The organism is Sulfuricurvum sp., from assembly GCF_023250475.1.
GTDB lineage: Bacteria > Campylobacterota > Campylobacteria > Campylobacterales > Sulfurimonadaceae > Sulfuricurvum.
Genome location: NZ_JAHFAQ010000042.1, coordinates 1 through 16,037 on the forward strand (window position 1 = coordinate 1; position 16,037 = coordinate 16,037).

Sequence of the window (16,037 nt, forward strand, 5' to 3'; positions counted from 1 at the left end):
TGCAAGGTGTGCACGGCGTCCTGACATACGCTCAACGATTACGCTATCGGCTACATCGATTTCGATGATGGCATCAATGGCAACACCCGCTTCTTTGAGGGCATCGGCTTGAGGAACGGTACGCGGAAAGCCGTCAAGGAGAAAGCCGTTTTTACAGTCATCTTCCAAAATGCGCTCTTTGACCAAACCGATGATGATCTCATCGGTAACGAGTTTGCCTGAATCCATAAACGATTTTGCCAATGTTCCGAGTTCTGTTCCCGCTTTAATCGCTGCACGGAGCATATCGCCCGTAGAGATTTGGGGAATATCGAACGCTTTGGTCAAAAACTGTGCTTGTGTCCCTTTTCCGGCACCCGGAGCGCCTAAAAGAATAATTTTCATATTACTTCCTATGATTAAATTTTTGATTCGATAAAGAGTTCCATCTCATCAACAATGGCGTCGATTGAACGTTCACCGTCGATTTTTTTGAGAAGGTTTTTGGTTTCGTAGAAGGCTTGAATATCCGCTAGGGGATCCGTATAGACTTTCATACGGTTATTAAATACTTCTTCTTTATCATCTGCTCCGCGTGAGCGTCCGAGAACGCGATCCCGTGCTACCGCTTCGCTGACGACCACTTCGATGACACTGACAAGTTCTACTTCGGTATCGTGTGCAAGAAATTTGTCAAGTTCATTCATCTGCTCATGAGAACGAGGATAACCGTCAAACAAAATAATATCACTCGGGGCATCTTTGATAGCGGTTACGATGGTTGCGATAGCAATCTCAATAGGGACAATTTGCCCTTTGCTTATAAAGCTATCAATCAACTGACCACGCTCAGATCCGCTGGCAACTTCGGCGCGAAGTAAATCACCCGTAGAGTAGTGGACGATCGCATCAGTGTTACGTTCCGCAATAATCTCCGCATCTGTTGTTTTGCCCGAACCGGGAGCTCCGATAATCAGAAATAATTTTTTCATAAATTATTTCGCACTTTCACGAAGACGAATATGAAGTTCACGTAGTTGTGTCAACTCCACCGGACTCGGTGCTTTGGTCATAATACATGAAGCTTTTTGAGTTTTCGGGAACGCGATTACGTCACGGATGCTATCTTTTTTAGACAATAGCATCATGAATCGGTCAAATCCGATCGCGAAACCACCATGCGGCGGTGCTCCGAATTTGAGTGCATCCAGCAGGAAGCCGAATTTCTCTTGAGCCTCTTCTTCGCTGATACCTAAAAGGGTGAATATTTGCTCTTGAAGCGCCTGTTTGTGAATACGGATCGATCCGCCGCCGAGTTCGGTTCCGTTGAGGACGATGTCATAGGCAATCGATTCGATGTCTTCGAGATGCTCATGGTTCAAATCACGCGGCATGGTGAACGGATGGTGAAGGGCTTTGACACGCCCCTCTTCGATTTCGAACATCGGGAAGTCAACAACCCATACAAATTCGAAGCGGTTTTTGTCGATCAGGTTCATTTTCTCGTGCTCGGCGATGAAGATACGGAAACGTCCCATATAATCCCAAACCGTTTTTTTGTCCCCCGCACCGAAGAAGACGACGTCGCCCACTTCCATTCCTGTGCGATCGATAAGAAGCTGCAAATCTTCAGGGGCAAAGAATTTCTCCAATGGTCCTTTGAGACCATCTTCTTTCATTTGGAAGTAACCGAGACCTTTAGCTCCGAATTTACGGACGTAATCTTCAAAGCTTTTCATCTCACGTTTTGAGAATGCCAAATCAGCGCCCGGAACGCGAAGCGCTTTGATACGGTTCATTTTAGGATTAGCAGCGATCCCTGTAAAAATTTCGTTGTCGCAGCGTGCAAAAATATCGATCACATCAACCATTTTAAGATCATAACGGAGATCGGGTTTATCTGAACCATACCACTCCATCGCATCGGAGTATTTGATACGGTTGAACGGTGTGTGGACTTCGTGTCCTGCACTAGCGAACATACCTGTGATGAGTTCTTCGGCAACACGGATAACGTCTTCTTGGTTGCAGAAGCTCATCTCAACGTCGATTTGGGTAAATTCAGGTTGACGATCAGCACGCAAATCTTCGTCACGGAAACATTTGGCGATTTGGAAATAACGATCAAATCCACCTACCATTAAGAGCTGTTTGAAAAGCTGAGGCGATTGAGGGAGGGCATAAAATTCACCCTCGTGGACACGGCTAGGAACGAGATAGTCACGCGCCCCCTCAGGAGTTGATTTGGTTAGAATCGGGGTTTCAACTTCCAAGAATCCGAGACGATCCAGTACGTTACGCGCTGCGATGGCCGCTTTTGAACGGAGCATAAACGTGTTATACATTGACGGGTTACGTAGGTCGAGGTAACGGTATTTTAGACGGATCTCTTCACCGACACTGTTGTCACCGATACCGAACGGTACAGGTTCAGAGCGGTTTTCGATGATGAGTTCTTCGACGACCACTTCGATAGCACCCGTTTTGAGACGAGGATTGACGAGGCCTTCGCCACGGTTACGGACACGTCCGTGAGCAATCAGGACGAATTCATCACGCACTTCACTGGCGAGTTTATGAGCATGGGCATTGTCGGCAGGGTCGCAAACGAGTTGAATCAAGCCGCTTTTATCGCGTAAATCGATAAATACGATTCCACCATGGTCGCGGTAGCTGTTCGCCCAACCGCATAAAACGACGTTGTCGCCTACGTTTGCTTCACTTAAATCGGTACAAAAATGACTTCTCAAATCAAAGTCCTTAGGTTATATTTTTCGCAATTATAGCTGGTAGAAACTTTTGGTTTGATAATAGTGTTCAGTACAGCGCATTAAAGGGTGTACTGAAATTAGGCAGATTAACTTGAAGGGGTATCGACAGCAGTGAAAAATGTGTTACTTTTTGCCGTTGTACGTGGTGTCGGCTGTGTGAGGGCCGTTTCGTCTTTTTCTCCCGTACGGATACGTTCGACTTCGAGTACCGGGGTGACCCACATTTTTCCTGCACCGTGACCTAAATCCTGTGTATGGGCACGAATCGCTTCCATGGTGATTTCTTTAGTTTTATCGTTGGATACAACGATGATGAGCATCACTTTCGGATACAAGTCGGGTGCGTTATTTTTCTCTGCGATTCCCAAAGAACCTTTTCCGATGACATCGGTGACGGTTACCCCCTCGATCTCATTATCAAATAATTCTCGAAGAACATCATTTAAACAGTGACGGTTGAATACAGCGGTGATCTGGACCATTTTGGACCCCTTTTAGTGGTTTGTGATAGTGTCATTATAGATTGAATCGAGGTGTGCTACCACCCGATAGGTGATTATTTTATAAACAACTCATTTCAAATTCACTGCATATTTTATTCGCAACAATAATGACGACAAAAATGTAGCTCTCTTTGTAGAACGTCTCTTGCAATCTTCCTGAGAATATCATCCATCAAGGAGCAATTATGGCACGAGACACATTGATCGGCGGAGCATTATGGGAAGAATACTCCAGCGAGGTGCAGCGGCGTATGAACGATCCTATCAATATGGGCGAGATTACCCAAGAAGAAGCTGATGCGCTAGAAAAACAACTTATTATTGCCGATTTCGGTGCAGAGAGCTGCGGGGATGCCGTACGGCTTTACTGGATGATCGATCCGAAAAATGATGTTATAGTAAAAAGCCGATTCAAGAGTTTCGGTTGCGGTACGGCGATTGCCAGTTCAGACATGATGGCAGAACTGTGTATGAACAAAACGGTTGATGAAGCACTCAAAATTACCAATATCGATGTTGAAAAAGCGCTTCGTGACGAGGAAAATATTCCTGCGGTTCCGGGGCAAAAAATGCACTGTTCGGTTATGGCGTATGACGTAATCAAAAAAGCGGCATCCCTTTACAAAGGTGTTGATATGAGCGAATTCGAGACCGAATTTATCGTTTGCGAATGTGCCCGAGTCAGCCTCGATACCCTCAAAGAGGTAATACGTCTCAATAAACTTGAATCCATCGAACAAATCACCGATTATACGAAAGCGGGCGGTTTCTGTAAATCGTGTATTAAGCCCGGCGGCCATGAGAAAAAAGATGTCTATCTCGTCGATATGCTCGCAGAGATCACGGCTGAACTTCAAAAAGAGGCCATCAGTAAAAAGATCAAAGAGGCCAAAGGGGACGGAAACTTTAATGCGATGAGTCTGGTTCAAAAACTCCGCAGTATCGAATCGATTCTCGAAGAGTACATTCGGCCGACCCTGAAAGCCGATCATGGCGATGTCGAAGTGATCGATCTCAAAGAGATAGAGGGTGAGCATGAACTCTATATTCAGTATAAGGGTGAGTGTATGAGCTGTTCGATGAACACGACGACAACATTAGCGGGAATGCAGGATATGCTTAATTTCAAACTCAAATCAAACCTTCGGGTGATGGTGGTTTAAAATGGCACACGCCACGAAAGAGGGGACCTTTAGCTACCTTAAGCGGTTCGGGAAATATTCCAAAGATTTTTACCGTTTTAACGGAGAGCTCTTTTTCCCTTCCCTGGGAATAGGAACCTATAAACCGGAGCCGTATAAAGAGGATAACTATGTTATCAATTATGCAGAAGCGATTAAAACAGCTCTTCGCAACGGGATTAATTTGATCGATACGGCGATCAATTACCGCTATCAGATGTCGGAGAGGGAGATCGCCGAGGCGCTGAATGAAATGCTCTTAGCCGGAGAAATCCGACGAGAAGAGGTGATTATCGCTTCCAAAGCGGGATTTGTTCCTCTTGATTTTCCGTTTCCGAATAATCCCTACGGATGGATACAAGAGAATATTATCAAAAGTTCATTGGCGACTGCAGAGGAAATCATTATCGATCAACATTGCATGTCTCCTGCATATTTGCGATGGAGTTGTGAGCAGTCGCTGAAAAACCTTGAAATCGATACGATCGATATTTTCTTTTTGCACAATCCCGAAACCCAGCTCGGATACATCGATCATGAAACGTTTTATACTCGGGTAGAAGCGGCATTTGAGCTTTTTGAGCTGTTGCGTAACGAGGGGAAAATCGGCTCATACGGGATAGCGGCTTGGAACGGATTTTTATACGAAGAGGATCATACGGAGTATATTTCTCTCGCCAAAGTTGTACGGATTGCGGAGAAAGTCGGAGGTGAAAACCACGGATTCAAATACATACAAAGTCCGTTTAATCTCGCTAAACCGCATGCGTACGGTTATACCAATCAGCAGTGCGAAGACGGAAAATACTATCCGCTCATGCAGGCATGTATGAACTTCGGACTTACCTATATGGGTTCCTCTCCACTGCTTCAAAAGAATCTCTTTAAACGTCCGTTTTCCCCTAAAATAGGCGAACTGATGAATACGTCAGACCTCAGCGATATTGCAAGTGCATTGCAATTTGCCCGTTCAGCCGGTGCAATAACGACGATATTCGGAGCAGTTGATCCTTCACACGTGAGGGACAATACAATTTTGGCATATATCCCTGCCGCTTCCAGTGCCGCAATGAATTCCTTGATGGAGGATAGTTATGCTGTATGACGTTATTGTCGTCGGAAGCGGTATCTCAGGACTTTATGCAGCATTGTACGCACGTCGGGCAGGTTTGCACGTTGCCCTTGTCTGCAAAAGCAATCCGCTTCGTTGTAATTCCGCCGTCGCTTCGGGAGGGATCAATGCCGTACTCAAATCAACACGGCATGATTCGATACGAGAACATATATCCGATACCTTAAACGGTGCGGATAAATTGGGGCGTTTCTCTGCGGTTAGTGCGATGGCTGCCGGTGCGGGAGAGATTATCAGTGAACTGCAATCGTTGGGAGTCAAATTTGACACCGATGAAAACGGAGACGTCGCGCAACGACCGTTTGGGGGAACCAAAGCGTCTCGAACCTGTTATATCGCGGATCGTACGGGAGCTTCGATCACCCAGACCCTTTTGGTTCAATGTCGCAAAGAGGGGGTTGAAATTTTTCAGAATCATGTGATGCTCTCCATCGCTACCTTTAACGATAAACTCTCAGGAATCACCCTTTTGCGCAGACGTGATTCGAACGTCATAGCATTTGCATGTAAGTCTCTTGTTTTGGCAGGGGGTGGATTTGCCGGAATATATCGCGGACATTCAACCAATTCACAAGAATCCAGCGGTGATATCCTCGCCATTGCTTTGCGGGCAAAAATTAGACTGGTTAACATGGAGTTTGTACAGTTTCATCCGACAACACTGGCTAAGAGCGGAACGCTGATCAGCGAAGCGGCGCGGGGAGAAGGTGCTTACATTGTCGATGAGACGGGGGAACGTTTTACGGATGAGCTTCAAACCCGAGACAAGCTCTCCCGCGATATTGTGCGTCATCAGCTCTCAGGGCATACTATTTATCTTGATTTTCGGCATTTAGGTGAAGCGTTGATTGAGAAGAAGCTCCCCTCTGCTCGTAAACATGCCTTTAACGGTGCGGGAATTGATATATGCACTGAACTTCTTCCGATAACACCCTCTGCCCACTATACCATGGGGGGAATTTGGAGCCGTACCGATACTTCAACGGATATTCCGAATGTTTTTGTCTGTGGAGAGTGTGCCTACAGCGGTGTGCACGGTGCCAACCGCTTGGGCGGGAACAGTTTGCTGGAAGCCGCTTATTTCGGTCGTGTAGCCGGATTGGAAGCTTCGCAGGCCGCAAAAAAAGGGGAGTTCCATCCAATCGATTATGCGCTGGTAGCTAAAGAATCCCGATATGTAGAGTCTATTTTAGAGGGTGAAAATCGATTTAACATCAATACGATGCGGCGCAATCTTGGGAATAATCTCTACAATAACGCGGGGGTCTTTCGTACTCAGGACTCTTTAATGAACGCATTAGAATACGTCCATTATCTCATGAAAATGTCATCGGGACTGTGCTGTATCAATAAAGAACGCAGCGATAATGTAGAGCTGTTGTCGATTATCGAATTTCGCAATTCACTTACCGTTGCCGAAGCGATGGTCATGTCAGCATTGGCACGTGAAGAGTCCAGAGGCAGCCATTATCGGAATGATTTCCCCGAAAAAGACGATAAAAATTATGAGACCAATACCATAATACGCCGTTTGACAAAAGCATTTTTACGAATCAGCTTCGAAGGTCACCTCTCTTCGGACTGGTGGCATCGAATACGAAAGTTTTTTCATGCGCAATAGCGCAATGAATTTATAATATTATTAAATATAAAGGATAGATCATGGCAAAAGTTATGTTGCGTTACGACAGCAAGGGGGCGATTTCGTTTTATGTCGCTAAAAAAGATATGGAAGAGACGATTGTTAAAAGTGAGTTTGATACCGATGAAAAATGGGGCGGTGAAGTTCATCTTTCAAACGGTGAAACATGGTTTATTGAGCCGGGTGCAAAAAAATTCCCCTCAGAAGTGATGGCGAGACGTATCGGGGAATAAAAAAAGGGAATTTTGTATGGATCTGATTCAACTACCTTAAAATAAAAACTGTATATTTTTGTGCTATAATATTTTTATTTAAACGTTATTAACTCAACTGAATTGATTTTTCATCTCATTTGGATTCAATAGGGTAAGAGGTAGAATGATTTCAGACATATCCGTGGTAACGCATTCAACTGCTATCGGTGATCTCTTTAATGATGCTCCGGTATGCGGAATATTTGAAAGTGACGTCATTATCTATAAAATATTGGAATTTTTTTCTATTTACAGTGTTGATGCTGTCATTATAACCCGCGATACGCTACCGATCGGAATCTTGACGCTAAAAGATTTGGTTCGGGCCCTTTATAATTGTGACAATACCGGATTCCCGGTAAAAGAGTTTATGTCATCTCCCGTTACTATGTTTGATCCGTCGGTAAAGATAGCGGATGTGCTAGAACAAATGCAAGAGACTGCTTTCGATAAAATTGTGGTTGCCAAAGAGAACAGTATTATCGGCATAATCGACAAGCGTCATTTACTCTCCATGTGCTACACACAGTTAACCCCTATTATCAAACACGAATATAATATGGTCCATTCTTTGATGGGAATGGTCGGAGAAGGAGAACGGGGCTTGCTGAAAATGGCAACCACCGATGCCTTAACGGGAATTGGGAACAGACGGCTGTTTGAAGAAATCTTTCAAGCGCATCAAGCACTTGGAAAACACTATGACGTTACATTGTTTCTCCTCCTCTTTGATATCGATAATTTTAAAAGTATTAATGATACATTCGGACATAACGTCGGTGATTCGGTATTGAAAGAGTTAACGGAACTGGTAAGCCGGTCTATTCGAAAATCGGATATCTTTGTCCGGTGGGGAGGAGAAGAATTTGCTATTTTACTGCGCTATTCCGATCCGACAACGGTAATGAAAATTGCCGAACAAATTCGTCAGCATATTGATAAAAACAGCTTTGAAACGATTGTACATGTCACGTGCAGTTTTGGAATGACATTCATTCAGCCGGGAGAGACGCTCGAAGAGGTATTTGAACGTGCTGACAAAGCATTGTACCGTGCAAAAGGGGACGGAAAGAATTGTGTACGGATTGAGAATCCTTAGATCTCTATACCGTACTGTTTGATTTTATAGCCGATTTGACGAGCGGTCATTCCAAGCAATCTCGCTGCTTTGGTCTGAATTCCGTGTGAGTCGATCAATGCTTGCATAATTGACTCTCGCTCTAACTCCTGCAAGCTTTTTTTCGTCATTGGTCCGCCGGAATGAGGCTCACTCTGAGGTAGCGGTGCAGGCGGACTCACATACATCGGCTGCACTGTCGGAGTCGGTTCGCTTTGCATATAGAGTTTTTGATAATTAAACGGTAAAACATGAGCAAGCATTTCCGGCTGAATTTCACCGTCGGGACAAATAAGAACAATCCGCTCCATCGTGTTTTGAAGCTCACGGATATTTCCCGGCCACGGATAATCCAGCAGCAACTCCATCGCCTCTTTCGTAAAATGCATATTTTTACGATGCTCTTTCATAAAGCGGTGGAGATAATGTTCGATGAGAAGTTTCACATCTTCGTAGCGTTCACGCAACGGCGGAAGATTGATCGGGATTACGTTTAGACGGTAAAACAGATCCTCTCGAAATTCTCCCTTGCGTACCATCTCTTCCAAGTTACGGTTGGTTGCGGCAACAAGACGGACATTGGTTTTGATCGTTTTGTTCCCCCCGACACGTTCAAACTCCTGCTCTTGCAAAATTCGGAGCAGTTTGACTTGGAGGGATGGGGTAATATCTCCGATCTCATCAAGAAAGAGTGTTCCGCCATCGGCGAGTTCAAAACGCCCTTTGCGCATCTCTCTCGCATCGGTAAAGGCTCCCTTTTCGTGTCCGAAGAGTTCAGATTCGAGTAATGTTTCACTGATAGCGGCACAATTGAGTTTGATAAACGGACCGTTTTGTCGACGGCTGAGATTATGAACCGCCGTCGCGATGAGCTCCTTACCTGTCCCTGTCTCACCGCGAATCAAAATAGTCGCATCGGTCGGAGCCACGGTGTTGATCATTCCGAATACTTGCTGCATTCGAGTAGAGCGTCCGACGATATTTTCAAACTTGTAATCTTTTTGCAGCTCTTCTTTGTAATAGGTTTTGAGTTCAGAGAGAGACTCTTTCTCTTTGGTAATCGTTTGCTGCGCTTTCAATGCTCCGACGAAGAGGGATCCGACAATAGTAAGCATACGGACAATTTCATCGAAGTTGAGCGGACTGCTTTTGCCGATATTGGCTGAGATGACACCGATTACATCATCGTCTTGAAGCAGCGGTACGGCGACATATGAGACCATTTGCGTCGAAATATTTCCCATTTTGTTAAGATAGTTGATATTGTTGTGAATATTTTCGATGACAATCGGTTCACGGCTCGCAGCGGCAAGTCCTGTTGCCCCTTCGCCGAAACGGTAGGTTGCCATTTTCTTTTGGTACGGTTCCAAATCGATTGAATTAAGGAGCTCGAGTTCATCAACATCCTCTTTTTTTCGAAACAGAGCGCATCGTTCCAAATATCCGTACTGTTTCAATTTTCGCATCGCTTTTTCGACACTGTCATTCATCTCCGTAGTGCTGGTAAGCATTACGGCAATATCATACAGAAGGTTGATCTCTTTGTAGGCAAACGTCAAAGAGCAGGTATGGCACTCTTCACGATTGGGGATGTTGGCGTCATAGGTCATCATTTTCAAATCTTTTGTATAAGTTATAAAGGTAATTGTAGTACAAAACTGAACAATGAACCAACATTCATGTGGATAAAAAATAGGCAATTTATAGAACTGTTTTTGCACTGTATTTTAAAAATGGTCCATAAGGGAGAGTAAATGCACATTACGGTTCACGGTACACCAACATTGTTGGAAGGAAAAGAGATGATACTATTGCGTGAAGCTCCCGCCGCACGCGTCAGCAACCTTGACGGAAGCCAAAATGTTATCGGTATGATTGCTCCGAGCGCACAATTATTGATCGCGATCCCTTCGCTTAAAACAGAAGTGTGTTCTTTGGGGGCTAAAAAATTCAATGACCTCATTAAACAATTCAAAAAACTCAAAACCGTGATGATTACGACGGATGATATCGAATTCGTCAACGACTTCGTCATACGCGAGGGGATAGACAAGGCGGAAGTAGTCCTTGATACCAATCGCGATTTTGCTAAAAAATACGGGATACTTATCAGTGAAGGTAAACTCAAAGATAGATTGGCACGAGCGGTATTTGTGATCGATCAAGAGGGGTATATCAGTTATAAAGAGGTTGTTGCCGAAATCACCGATGAGGTGGATTACGATCAATGTATCGAAGCGGTTGAGAAAGCGGCAAACTTCAAGAAAAAAGGGCACGATCACGAAAACTGGATGGGCGTGTAAAGTAGAAGGAGTCTGCTATGGTTGAGCAATACATCACCTGGTTACAAAGTCACGGTTTCCACCCGAATACACTTGAAGAATACGGGTTTAACGGTAATACTCCGTTGCTTCTTGCCGCTTTGGAAGGAAATGCAATGATGGTGTCCCGTTTGATTGAGGCGGGAGCAAACCTTTATGCCGTTAACAAAGACTTTAACGGTGTCTTGTTCAATGCTTGTTATGCCGCTTCTCCTGAAGTAATACGATTGTTGATCGAAGCGGGAGCCGACGTTAATGATACCAATGAAGAGGGGACAACGGCATTGATGTATGCTGCTTCAGCCTCTCGAGTGGAGTGCGTGCAGATGTTGTTGGCATTGGGAGCCAATCCTAATCTTCAAAACGAAGACGGATTCAGTGCCATTGAACTGGCTACTCATCGTGATGTGTATAAAGAGCTGCGAAGTGCGTGAGGAGACCTGTCTCACTCGCGATAGTCTTGCCCAAAATAACCGTTATCTGGATTGGGATTCCCAACCCGCCATGTTTAAACATTATCCGCACTTTTGTTATCGTCTTAAACTTTCCGATATTCCCTCCTTGCAATGGCTTGAACAGACACGCTGTATTAGTGACAAACGTTTAATAGCCCAAGCACCCTATTATCGACTCAATGTCCCTTCCGCAGGGAATCTCCATCCACTGGAGATCTACGTTCAATTGCGAAACATCTCCGGAGTTCTCAGTGGAATTTATCATCTCGATGTAGTTAACAGCGAATTGGTGATGATTGCCGAAATAGCCCAAGAGGGGATTGAACCGTTTCTTGGGCTGGAACACCGTTTTAACGGCGCGCTTTTAATGATTTCGATGGTTCCGTTCCGTTCAAGCTGGAAATACGGACTGCGTGCTTGGCGCTATTTGTATCTCGATCTCGGTCATCAAATCGGATCATTTTTGGCATCCGTAGAACATTTTGGGCTTACTCTGACAAAAATGTTTCCGCAAGAGGGATTAAACCGTATTATGGGAATGGGCAAGGATGAGATCATTGCGGCGGCGTATGGAATCGGTGAGCTTACATCACGCAGTGTTACACCTCTGTGCATGCCGTTGATGAGGGTTTCTCCCACCGATTATACGATTATCGACGATACGCTTTATGATGCTATAGTATCGGAACCGATTACATCCAAGAGTGTAAAGACCGCATTTACCGAGTCTTTTTTAGAGATTAACGCCGCTCGACGAAGTGCTCGTGAATTTTATGCTCCTGCAATGAGAGATGAAGTGATAACAACATTGCTCAATGTAACGGCTTCGTCGAATCTTGAGATTGTAGCCCTGCTTTTACAAGCACAGAGTATGCAAACGGGTATGTATCGAAACGGGAAATGTACCGTAAGAGGAAATTTTGTCACTGAGTGCGTCCATCTGCTTTTAGATCAGCGTTTTATTGCTGGGGCAAATATGGTACTATTGATCTATGCGAACGATTTTAGAGCCTCTACCCACGTAGACGCGGGGATCTATGCGCAGGAACTCTATAGGGCGTGTGAATATCACGGTGTCGGATGCAGCGGGATCGGAGCTTTTTATGATAACGAAGCTTCTCTCTGGTCGCAGAAGCTATTGCTGTATGCAGTAGCGGTAGGAGGAAAGATATGATTATCGGAATACCGAAAGAGATTAAAACCGATGAGTTTCGTGTCGGTATGACCCCATCGGGGGTGCTGGAGTGTGTCAAGGCCGGTCATACGGTTTTAGTAGAGCTTGGTTCAGGAATAGCTAGCGGTTTTGAAGATGCCCAATATGTCGATGCCGGTGCCGTTATCCTCACCAATGCCGATGACATTTATGCAGGTGCGGAGATGATCGTCAAAGTAAAAGAGCCGATAGCGATCGAGTATGATCGGCTCAAAGAATCCCAAATACTCTTCACCTATCTTCATCTCGCCGCAGACAAGCGGCTAACCGAAATATTATGCGAAAAAAAGATTACCGCCTTGGCGTACGAAACGCTCCGTATCGGACGGCGATTACCGCTGTTAGAGCCGATGAGCGAGATTGCCGGACGGATGGCAACACTGTTCGGTGCGGTTCATTTGGGACGTTATAATGGCGGCAGCGGGAGGCTTTTGGGCGGTACGGTCGGGACTGAACGCAACCGTGTGGTTATTTTAGGTGCAGGAGTAGCGGGGAAATCGGCTGCCGATGCCGCGGCGGGTCTGGGTGCTGAGGTGGTAATGCTCGATATCAATATCGAACGGCTCACCTATTTGCGCGATGTAATGCCTTCGAATGTAACGATGCTCTATTCAACCTATGACTCAATATTGGATAATATCAAATTGGCTGATTTGATTATAGGGACGGTACTGCTTCCGGGGGCAAAAGCGCCCAAACTCATTACCGGTGATATGCTGAACGTTATGAAAAAAGGATCTGTTCTCGTCGATGTTTCCATCGATCAGGGGGGATGTTTTGAGACTTCCCATGCAACGACTCACTCCCATCCGACATTCGATATGGCGGGGATTGTCCACTACTGTGTTGCCAATATGCCGGGAATGTATCCGCGAACATCGACGGTTGCTCTAACCAATGCGACACTGCCGTATGTGATCAAGATCGCTTCGACTCCGCTAAATACACTGTTAAAAGATGAAATTTATCTCAGTTCCTTGAATACCTATGACGGGTATGTTACTAATGAAGCGGTAGCACAGGCCCATTCTATCTCTTTCGGAGCTATTTTATGAATGAAATGGATAAAGCATACGAGATATTAGCGATTTACCGCTTTTACAATATGGACGGAAAACTTTACCGTTGTGAAGATGAGGAGAGGCTAGATGCGCTGTTTAATGCGGTCGTAATGGCAATCAATGATTGCGGAGTACTCAAGCCGCTGTTGCCGTATGAAGAATTCGTGATTCCCTGCCGCGAAATTGTGGCTAAAGAGCGTGCTTGGATTCAGAGATTTGAACACCAAGATACCCGCTCTTTTTTTCTCAGTGACATTTATGATTTTTTGAAACTGTTTACAGGACGGACAAGACTCAGAGTAGGGTAATTGTGTAAGAAACTTATGAATGTATAATAATATCAAATATTATAGAACATTAATTGCACTCCATAATTTATAATCTATATCTTGAGATATATTGGAGTGCTGAGTGGATCATCGATTATTGAAATATATGGAGTCAGTCCAGGAATATAAGAAAGCGCTTGACGTATTATCAGAAAAATGGAATCTTCTGACAATGCTGGGGAAAATGAGCAATACCGGGATGGATATGGTTGATACCCGTGCCGCTTTTGAGGCACTTACCGCTGAGTTGCTGGAAAAGCTCGGACTGGAGATTTTGAAAAAAACAACTTCCGAAATGGAAGCCAAAGCACAGGTGGCAGTCGATATCGTTATCCGAAATCTTTTTGAGCGTACGGCTGATATCGGATTCTTGGCAACGGATGAGGATATCCGCTCCTTTTTGGTGCAGTTACTTGCCGGGACGACGGACGATGCATCGCGTCAGTCGCTCAGAGAAAGGCGTATGGCTTTGAAAAACCGATTTAAAGAGTATGTTGCGAAATACAGTGTCTACAGCAATATAATCTTAATGGATACACGCGGTAATATTGTTGCTCAGCTTGATGATCACAATCCCATCAGTAGCAGCAGCGATCCTTTGATCAAAGAAGCATTGAGTACGTCTGCGGAGTATATCGAGGTATTCCGTCAATCGGATTTGGTTCCGGGGGCGGATAAAGCATTGATTTACAGTTATAGAGTTAGTCGTTCTTCCAGCGAAGAATCGGAAAATTTAGGGGTATTAAGCCTTGTTTTCCGATTTGAAGATGAGATGGAAGGGATATTTAAAAATCTCATTAGCGAAAATGATTGGATGGAGATTATGCTTCTTGATGCTGAGGGGCATGTTATCTGTTGCAGTGACACAACGCATATACCTTTGGGTATCAAGATGGAAAAGGTACTCGATAACGGCTATAAGATCATCCGTTTCGCAGGACGCGAATATCTAGCGAGAACTTGTGCAACCAAAGGGTACCAAGGATTTTTCGGTCTAGGCTGGTATGGGCATGTGATGGTTCCGATCGATCATGCGTTTGATAAAGCTCCGCATGCGTATAAGAGTATCTCTGCCGATATACTCGATACCGTTCTAAAACACTCACCGCTTTTTTCAGGAGAGTTGAAAATGATTCCGCAAAAAGCGGATCAGATTCAAAAAGAGCTTGATGTCACCGTATGGAACGGCAATGTCCATATCGCCAATTCAAAAACAAATGAGAACTCTTTCTCAAAATCCCTTTTGAATGAAATTTCGAATACGGGATTCCTGACGAAAAAAGTATTTGAAGATTCTATCAGCAATCTTAATCATACCGTCCTCTCCTCTTATCTTGATGATGCGCAGTTTAATGCCTCTTTGGCTATTGATATTATGGATCGTAACCTGTATGAACGGGCTAACGATTGCCGTTGGTGGGCATTGACATCGGCTTTCAAACGTAAACTTGCACTCCCTGAACTGCAAAGGGAAGATCTCTGTGAACTTGAAGCGATTCTTTCCTATATCAATAACCTCTATACGGTTTATAGCAATCTATTTTTATATGATCGCAGCGGTACGATTATTGCCGTATCCAAAAATAGTGAACACCGTTTTGTAGGGAGTAAGATTGAAGAACAATGGGTTCGTGAAACGTTGAAAATTACCGATACGCAGCGCTACAGTGTCAGCCATTTTACTAAAACGCCTTTATACGATAACTGTTCTACGTATATCTACAGTGCAGGGATTACGGACGAACAGAATGAAGATGTTGTCGGAGGAATCGGGATTGTTTTTGATTCGGCTCCCCAATTTGAAGCAATGCTTGAGGATGCGCTTCCGCGTGACAAAAACGGCGAGTTGATTGAGGGGAGTTTTGCCCTCTTTAGTGATCGTGACAAAAATATTATTTCATCAACGAGTTCCGATTATCGTTCTGGAGGACGGTTGGATTTGGATGAGAGCTATTTTTCACTCGAAAACGGAAATGGAAGTTCAGGTATCGTTGAACTTGACGGTGATTTTTATATTATGGGGCTTCATACTTCAAACGGCTACCGAGAGTATAAAAAACATGATTTTTACCAAAATGA

16 protein-coding genes are annotated in these 16,037 nt (G+C 44.6%); 11 read left to right on the forward strand and 5 right to left on the reverse strand.

The features are described 5' to 3' along the window. From Q0C19_RS05560 to Q0C19_RS05575, 4 genes are all read right to left on the reverse strand, one after another. Positions 1-384: nucleoside monophosphate kinase (locus tag Q0C19_RS05560; RefSeq protein WP_295053663.1), on the reverse strand; the 384-nt coding region annotated here is incomplete at its 3' end. A gap of 14 nt (positions 385-398) precedes the next feature. Next, positions 399-971, reverse strand: a complete 573-nt coding sequence (locus tag Q0C19_RS05565; RefSeq protein WP_295053665.1) for an adenylate kinase — start codon at positions 969-971, stop codon at positions 399-401. Positions 972-974: 3 nt separating this feature from the next. After that, positions 975-2,729 (reverse strand): aspartate--tRNA ligase, encoded by a 1,755-nt coding sequence (aspS, locus tag Q0C19_RS05570; RefSeq protein WP_295053667.1) that lies wholly within the window; start codon positions 2,727-2,729, stop codon positions 975-977. 107 nt (positions 2,730-2,836) lie between these two features. Continuing rightward, positions 2,837-3,232 carry a P-II family nitrogen regulator gene (locus Q0C19_RS05575; RefSeq protein ID WP_295053669.1) on the reverse strand — a complete coding sequence of 132 codons (396 nt, stop codon included), beginning with the start codon at positions 3,230-3,232 and terminating at the stop codon, positions 2,837-2,839. A gap of 206 nt (positions 3,233-3,438) precedes the next feature. On the opposite strand from Q0C19_RS05575, the gene Q0C19_RS05580 reads away from it, so the two are divergent. The 5 genes from Q0C19_RS05580 (at position 3,439) to Q0C19_RS05600 (ending at position 8,561) form a co-directional block, all read left to right on the forward strand. Further along, entirely contained in the window at positions 3,439-4,416 is a 978-nt protein-coding gene (locus tag Q0C19_RS05580) for an iron-sulfur cluster assembly scaffold protein (protein ID WP_295053670.1), read from the forward strand. A 1-nt stretch (position 4,417) separates the two neighbouring features. Further along, positions 4,418-5,539, forward strand: coding sequence for an aldo/keto reductase (locus Q0C19_RS05585; protein WP_295053673.1), 1,122 nt, complete (start codon positions 4,418-4,420; stop codon positions 5,537-5,539). Then, positions 5,529-7,187 (forward strand): FAD-dependent oxidoreductase, encoded by a 1,659-nt coding sequence (locus Q0C19_RS05590; protein WP_295053676.1) that lies wholly within the window; start codon positions 5,529-5,531, stop codon positions 7,185-7,187. Before Q0C19_RS05585 ends, Q0C19_RS05590 begins: the two co-directional genes overlap by 11 nt. 41 nt (positions 7,188-7,228) lie before the next feature. After that, the gene (gene nifT, locus Q0C19_RS05595; RefSeq protein WP_295053678.1) at positions 7,229-7,441 is read left to right on the forward strand and encodes a putative nitrogen fixation protein NifT; all 213 of its coding nucleotides are present in this window, start codon (positions 7,229-7,231) and stop codon (positions 7,439-7,441) included. A gap of 145 nt (positions 7,442-7,586) precedes the next feature. Then, the gene (locus Q0C19_RS05600) at positions 7,587-8,561 is read left to right on the forward strand and encodes a GGDEF domain-containing protein (RefSeq protein ID WP_295053680.1); all 975 of its coding nucleotides are present in this window, start codon (positions 7,587-7,589) and stop codon (positions 8,559-8,561) included. Here Q0C19_RS05600 and nifA read toward each other — a convergent pair. Next, entirely contained in the window at positions 8,558-10,192 is a 1,635-nt protein-coding gene (gene nifA / locus Q0C19_RS05605) for a nif-specific transcriptional activator NifA (protein ID WP_295053682.1), read from the reverse strand. The two genes, Q0C19_RS05600 and nifA, sit on opposite strands and share 4 nt — an antisense overlap. A 141-nt stretch (positions 10,193-10,333) precedes the next feature. On the opposite strand from nifA, the gene Q0C19_RS05610 reads away from it, so the two are divergent. From Q0C19_RS05610 to Q0C19_RS05635, 6 genes are all read left to right on the forward strand, one after another. Next, positions 10,334-10,882 carry a redoxin family protein gene (locus Q0C19_RS05610; RefSeq protein ID WP_295053685.1) on the forward strand — a complete coding sequence of 183 codons (549 nt, stop codon included), beginning with the start codon at positions 10,334-10,336 and terminating at the stop codon, positions 10,880-10,882. A 17-nt stretch (positions 10,883-10,899) separates the two neighbouring features. Next, positions 10,900-11,334 carry an ankyrin repeat domain-containing protein gene (locus Q0C19_RS05615; RefSeq protein WP_295053688.1) on the forward strand — a complete coding sequence of 145 codons (435 nt, stop codon included), beginning with the start codon at positions 10,900-10,902 and terminating at the stop codon, positions 11,332-11,334. Further along, entirely contained in the window at positions 11,327-12,529 is a 1,203-nt protein-coding gene (locus Q0C19_RS05620; RefSeq protein ID WP_295053691.1) for a nitroreductase family protein, read from the forward strand. Before Q0C19_RS05615 ends, Q0C19_RS05620 begins: the two co-directional genes overlap by 8 nt. Next, complete coding sequence (gene ald, locus Q0C19_RS05625) at positions 12,526-13,623, forward strand: alanine dehydrogenase (protein WP_295053694.1); 1,098 nt, start codon at positions 12,526-12,528, stop codon at positions 13,621-13,623. Before Q0C19_RS05620 ends, ald begins: the two co-directional genes overlap by 4 nt. After that, positions 13,620-13,937: a hypothetical protein gene (locus Q0C19_RS05630; protein ID WP_295053697.1), complete on the forward strand. Its 318-nt coding sequence runs from the start codon at positions 13,620-13,622 to the stop codon at positions 13,935-13,937. The genes ald and Q0C19_RS05630 overlap by 4 nt, the downstream gene beginning before the upstream one ends. Before the next feature lie 127 nt (positions 13,938-14,064). Then, on the forward strand, positions 14,065-16,037 hold a 1,973-nt coding region (locus Q0C19_RS05635), incomplete at its 3' end, for a cache domain-containing protein (RefSeq protein ID WP_295053700.1).

Bases quoted from the DNA above. Each gene is read 5' to 3' on its own strand.
- Q0C19_RS05630 (WP_295053697.1), top strand. From the start codon at position 13,620: ATGAATGAAATGGATAAAGCATACGAGATATTAGCGATTTACCGCTTT.
- ald (WP_295053694.1), top strand. From the start codon at position 12,526: ATGATTATCGGAATACCGAAAGAGATTAAAACCGATGAGTTTCGTGTC.
- Q0C19_RS05580 (WP_295053670.1), top strand. From the start codon at position 3,439: ATGGCACGAGACACATTGATCGGCGGAGCATTATGGGAAGAATACTCC.
- Q0C19_RS05610 (WP_295053685.1), top strand. From the start codon at position 10,334: ATGCACATTACGGTTCACGGTACACCAACATTGTTGGAAGGAAAAGAG.
- nifA (WP_295053682.1), bottom strand. From the start codon at position 10,192: ATGATGACCTATGACGCCAACATCCCCAATCGTGAAGAGTGCCATACC.
- Q0C19_RS05575 (WP_295053669.1), bottom strand. From the start codon at position 3,232: ATGGTCCAGATCACCGCTGTATTCAACCGTCACTGTTTAAATGATGTT.
- Q0C19_RS05615 (WP_295053688.1), top strand. From the start codon at position 10,900: ATGGTTGAGCAATACATCACCTGGTTACAAAGTCACGGTTTCCACCCG.
- Q0C19_RS05585 (WP_295053673.1), top strand. From the start codon at position 4,418: ATGGCACACGCCACGAAAGAGGGGACCTTTAGCTACCTTAAGCGGTTC.
- nifT (WP_295053678.1), top strand. From the start codon at position 7,229: ATGGCAAAAGTTATGTTGCGTTACGACAGCAAGGGGGCGATTTCGTTT.
- Q0C19_RS05565 (WP_295053665.1), bottom strand. From the start codon at position 971: ATGAAAAAATTATTTCTGATTATCGGAGCTCCCGGTTCGGGCAAAACA.
- Q0C19_RS05600 (WP_295053680.1), top strand. From the start codon at position 7,587: ATGATTTCAGACATATCCGTGGTAACGCATTCAACTGCTATCGGTGAT.
- Q0C19_RS05590 (WP_295053676.1), top strand. From the start codon at position 5,529: ATGCTGTATGACGTTATTGTCGTCGGAAGCGGTATCTCAGGACTTTAT.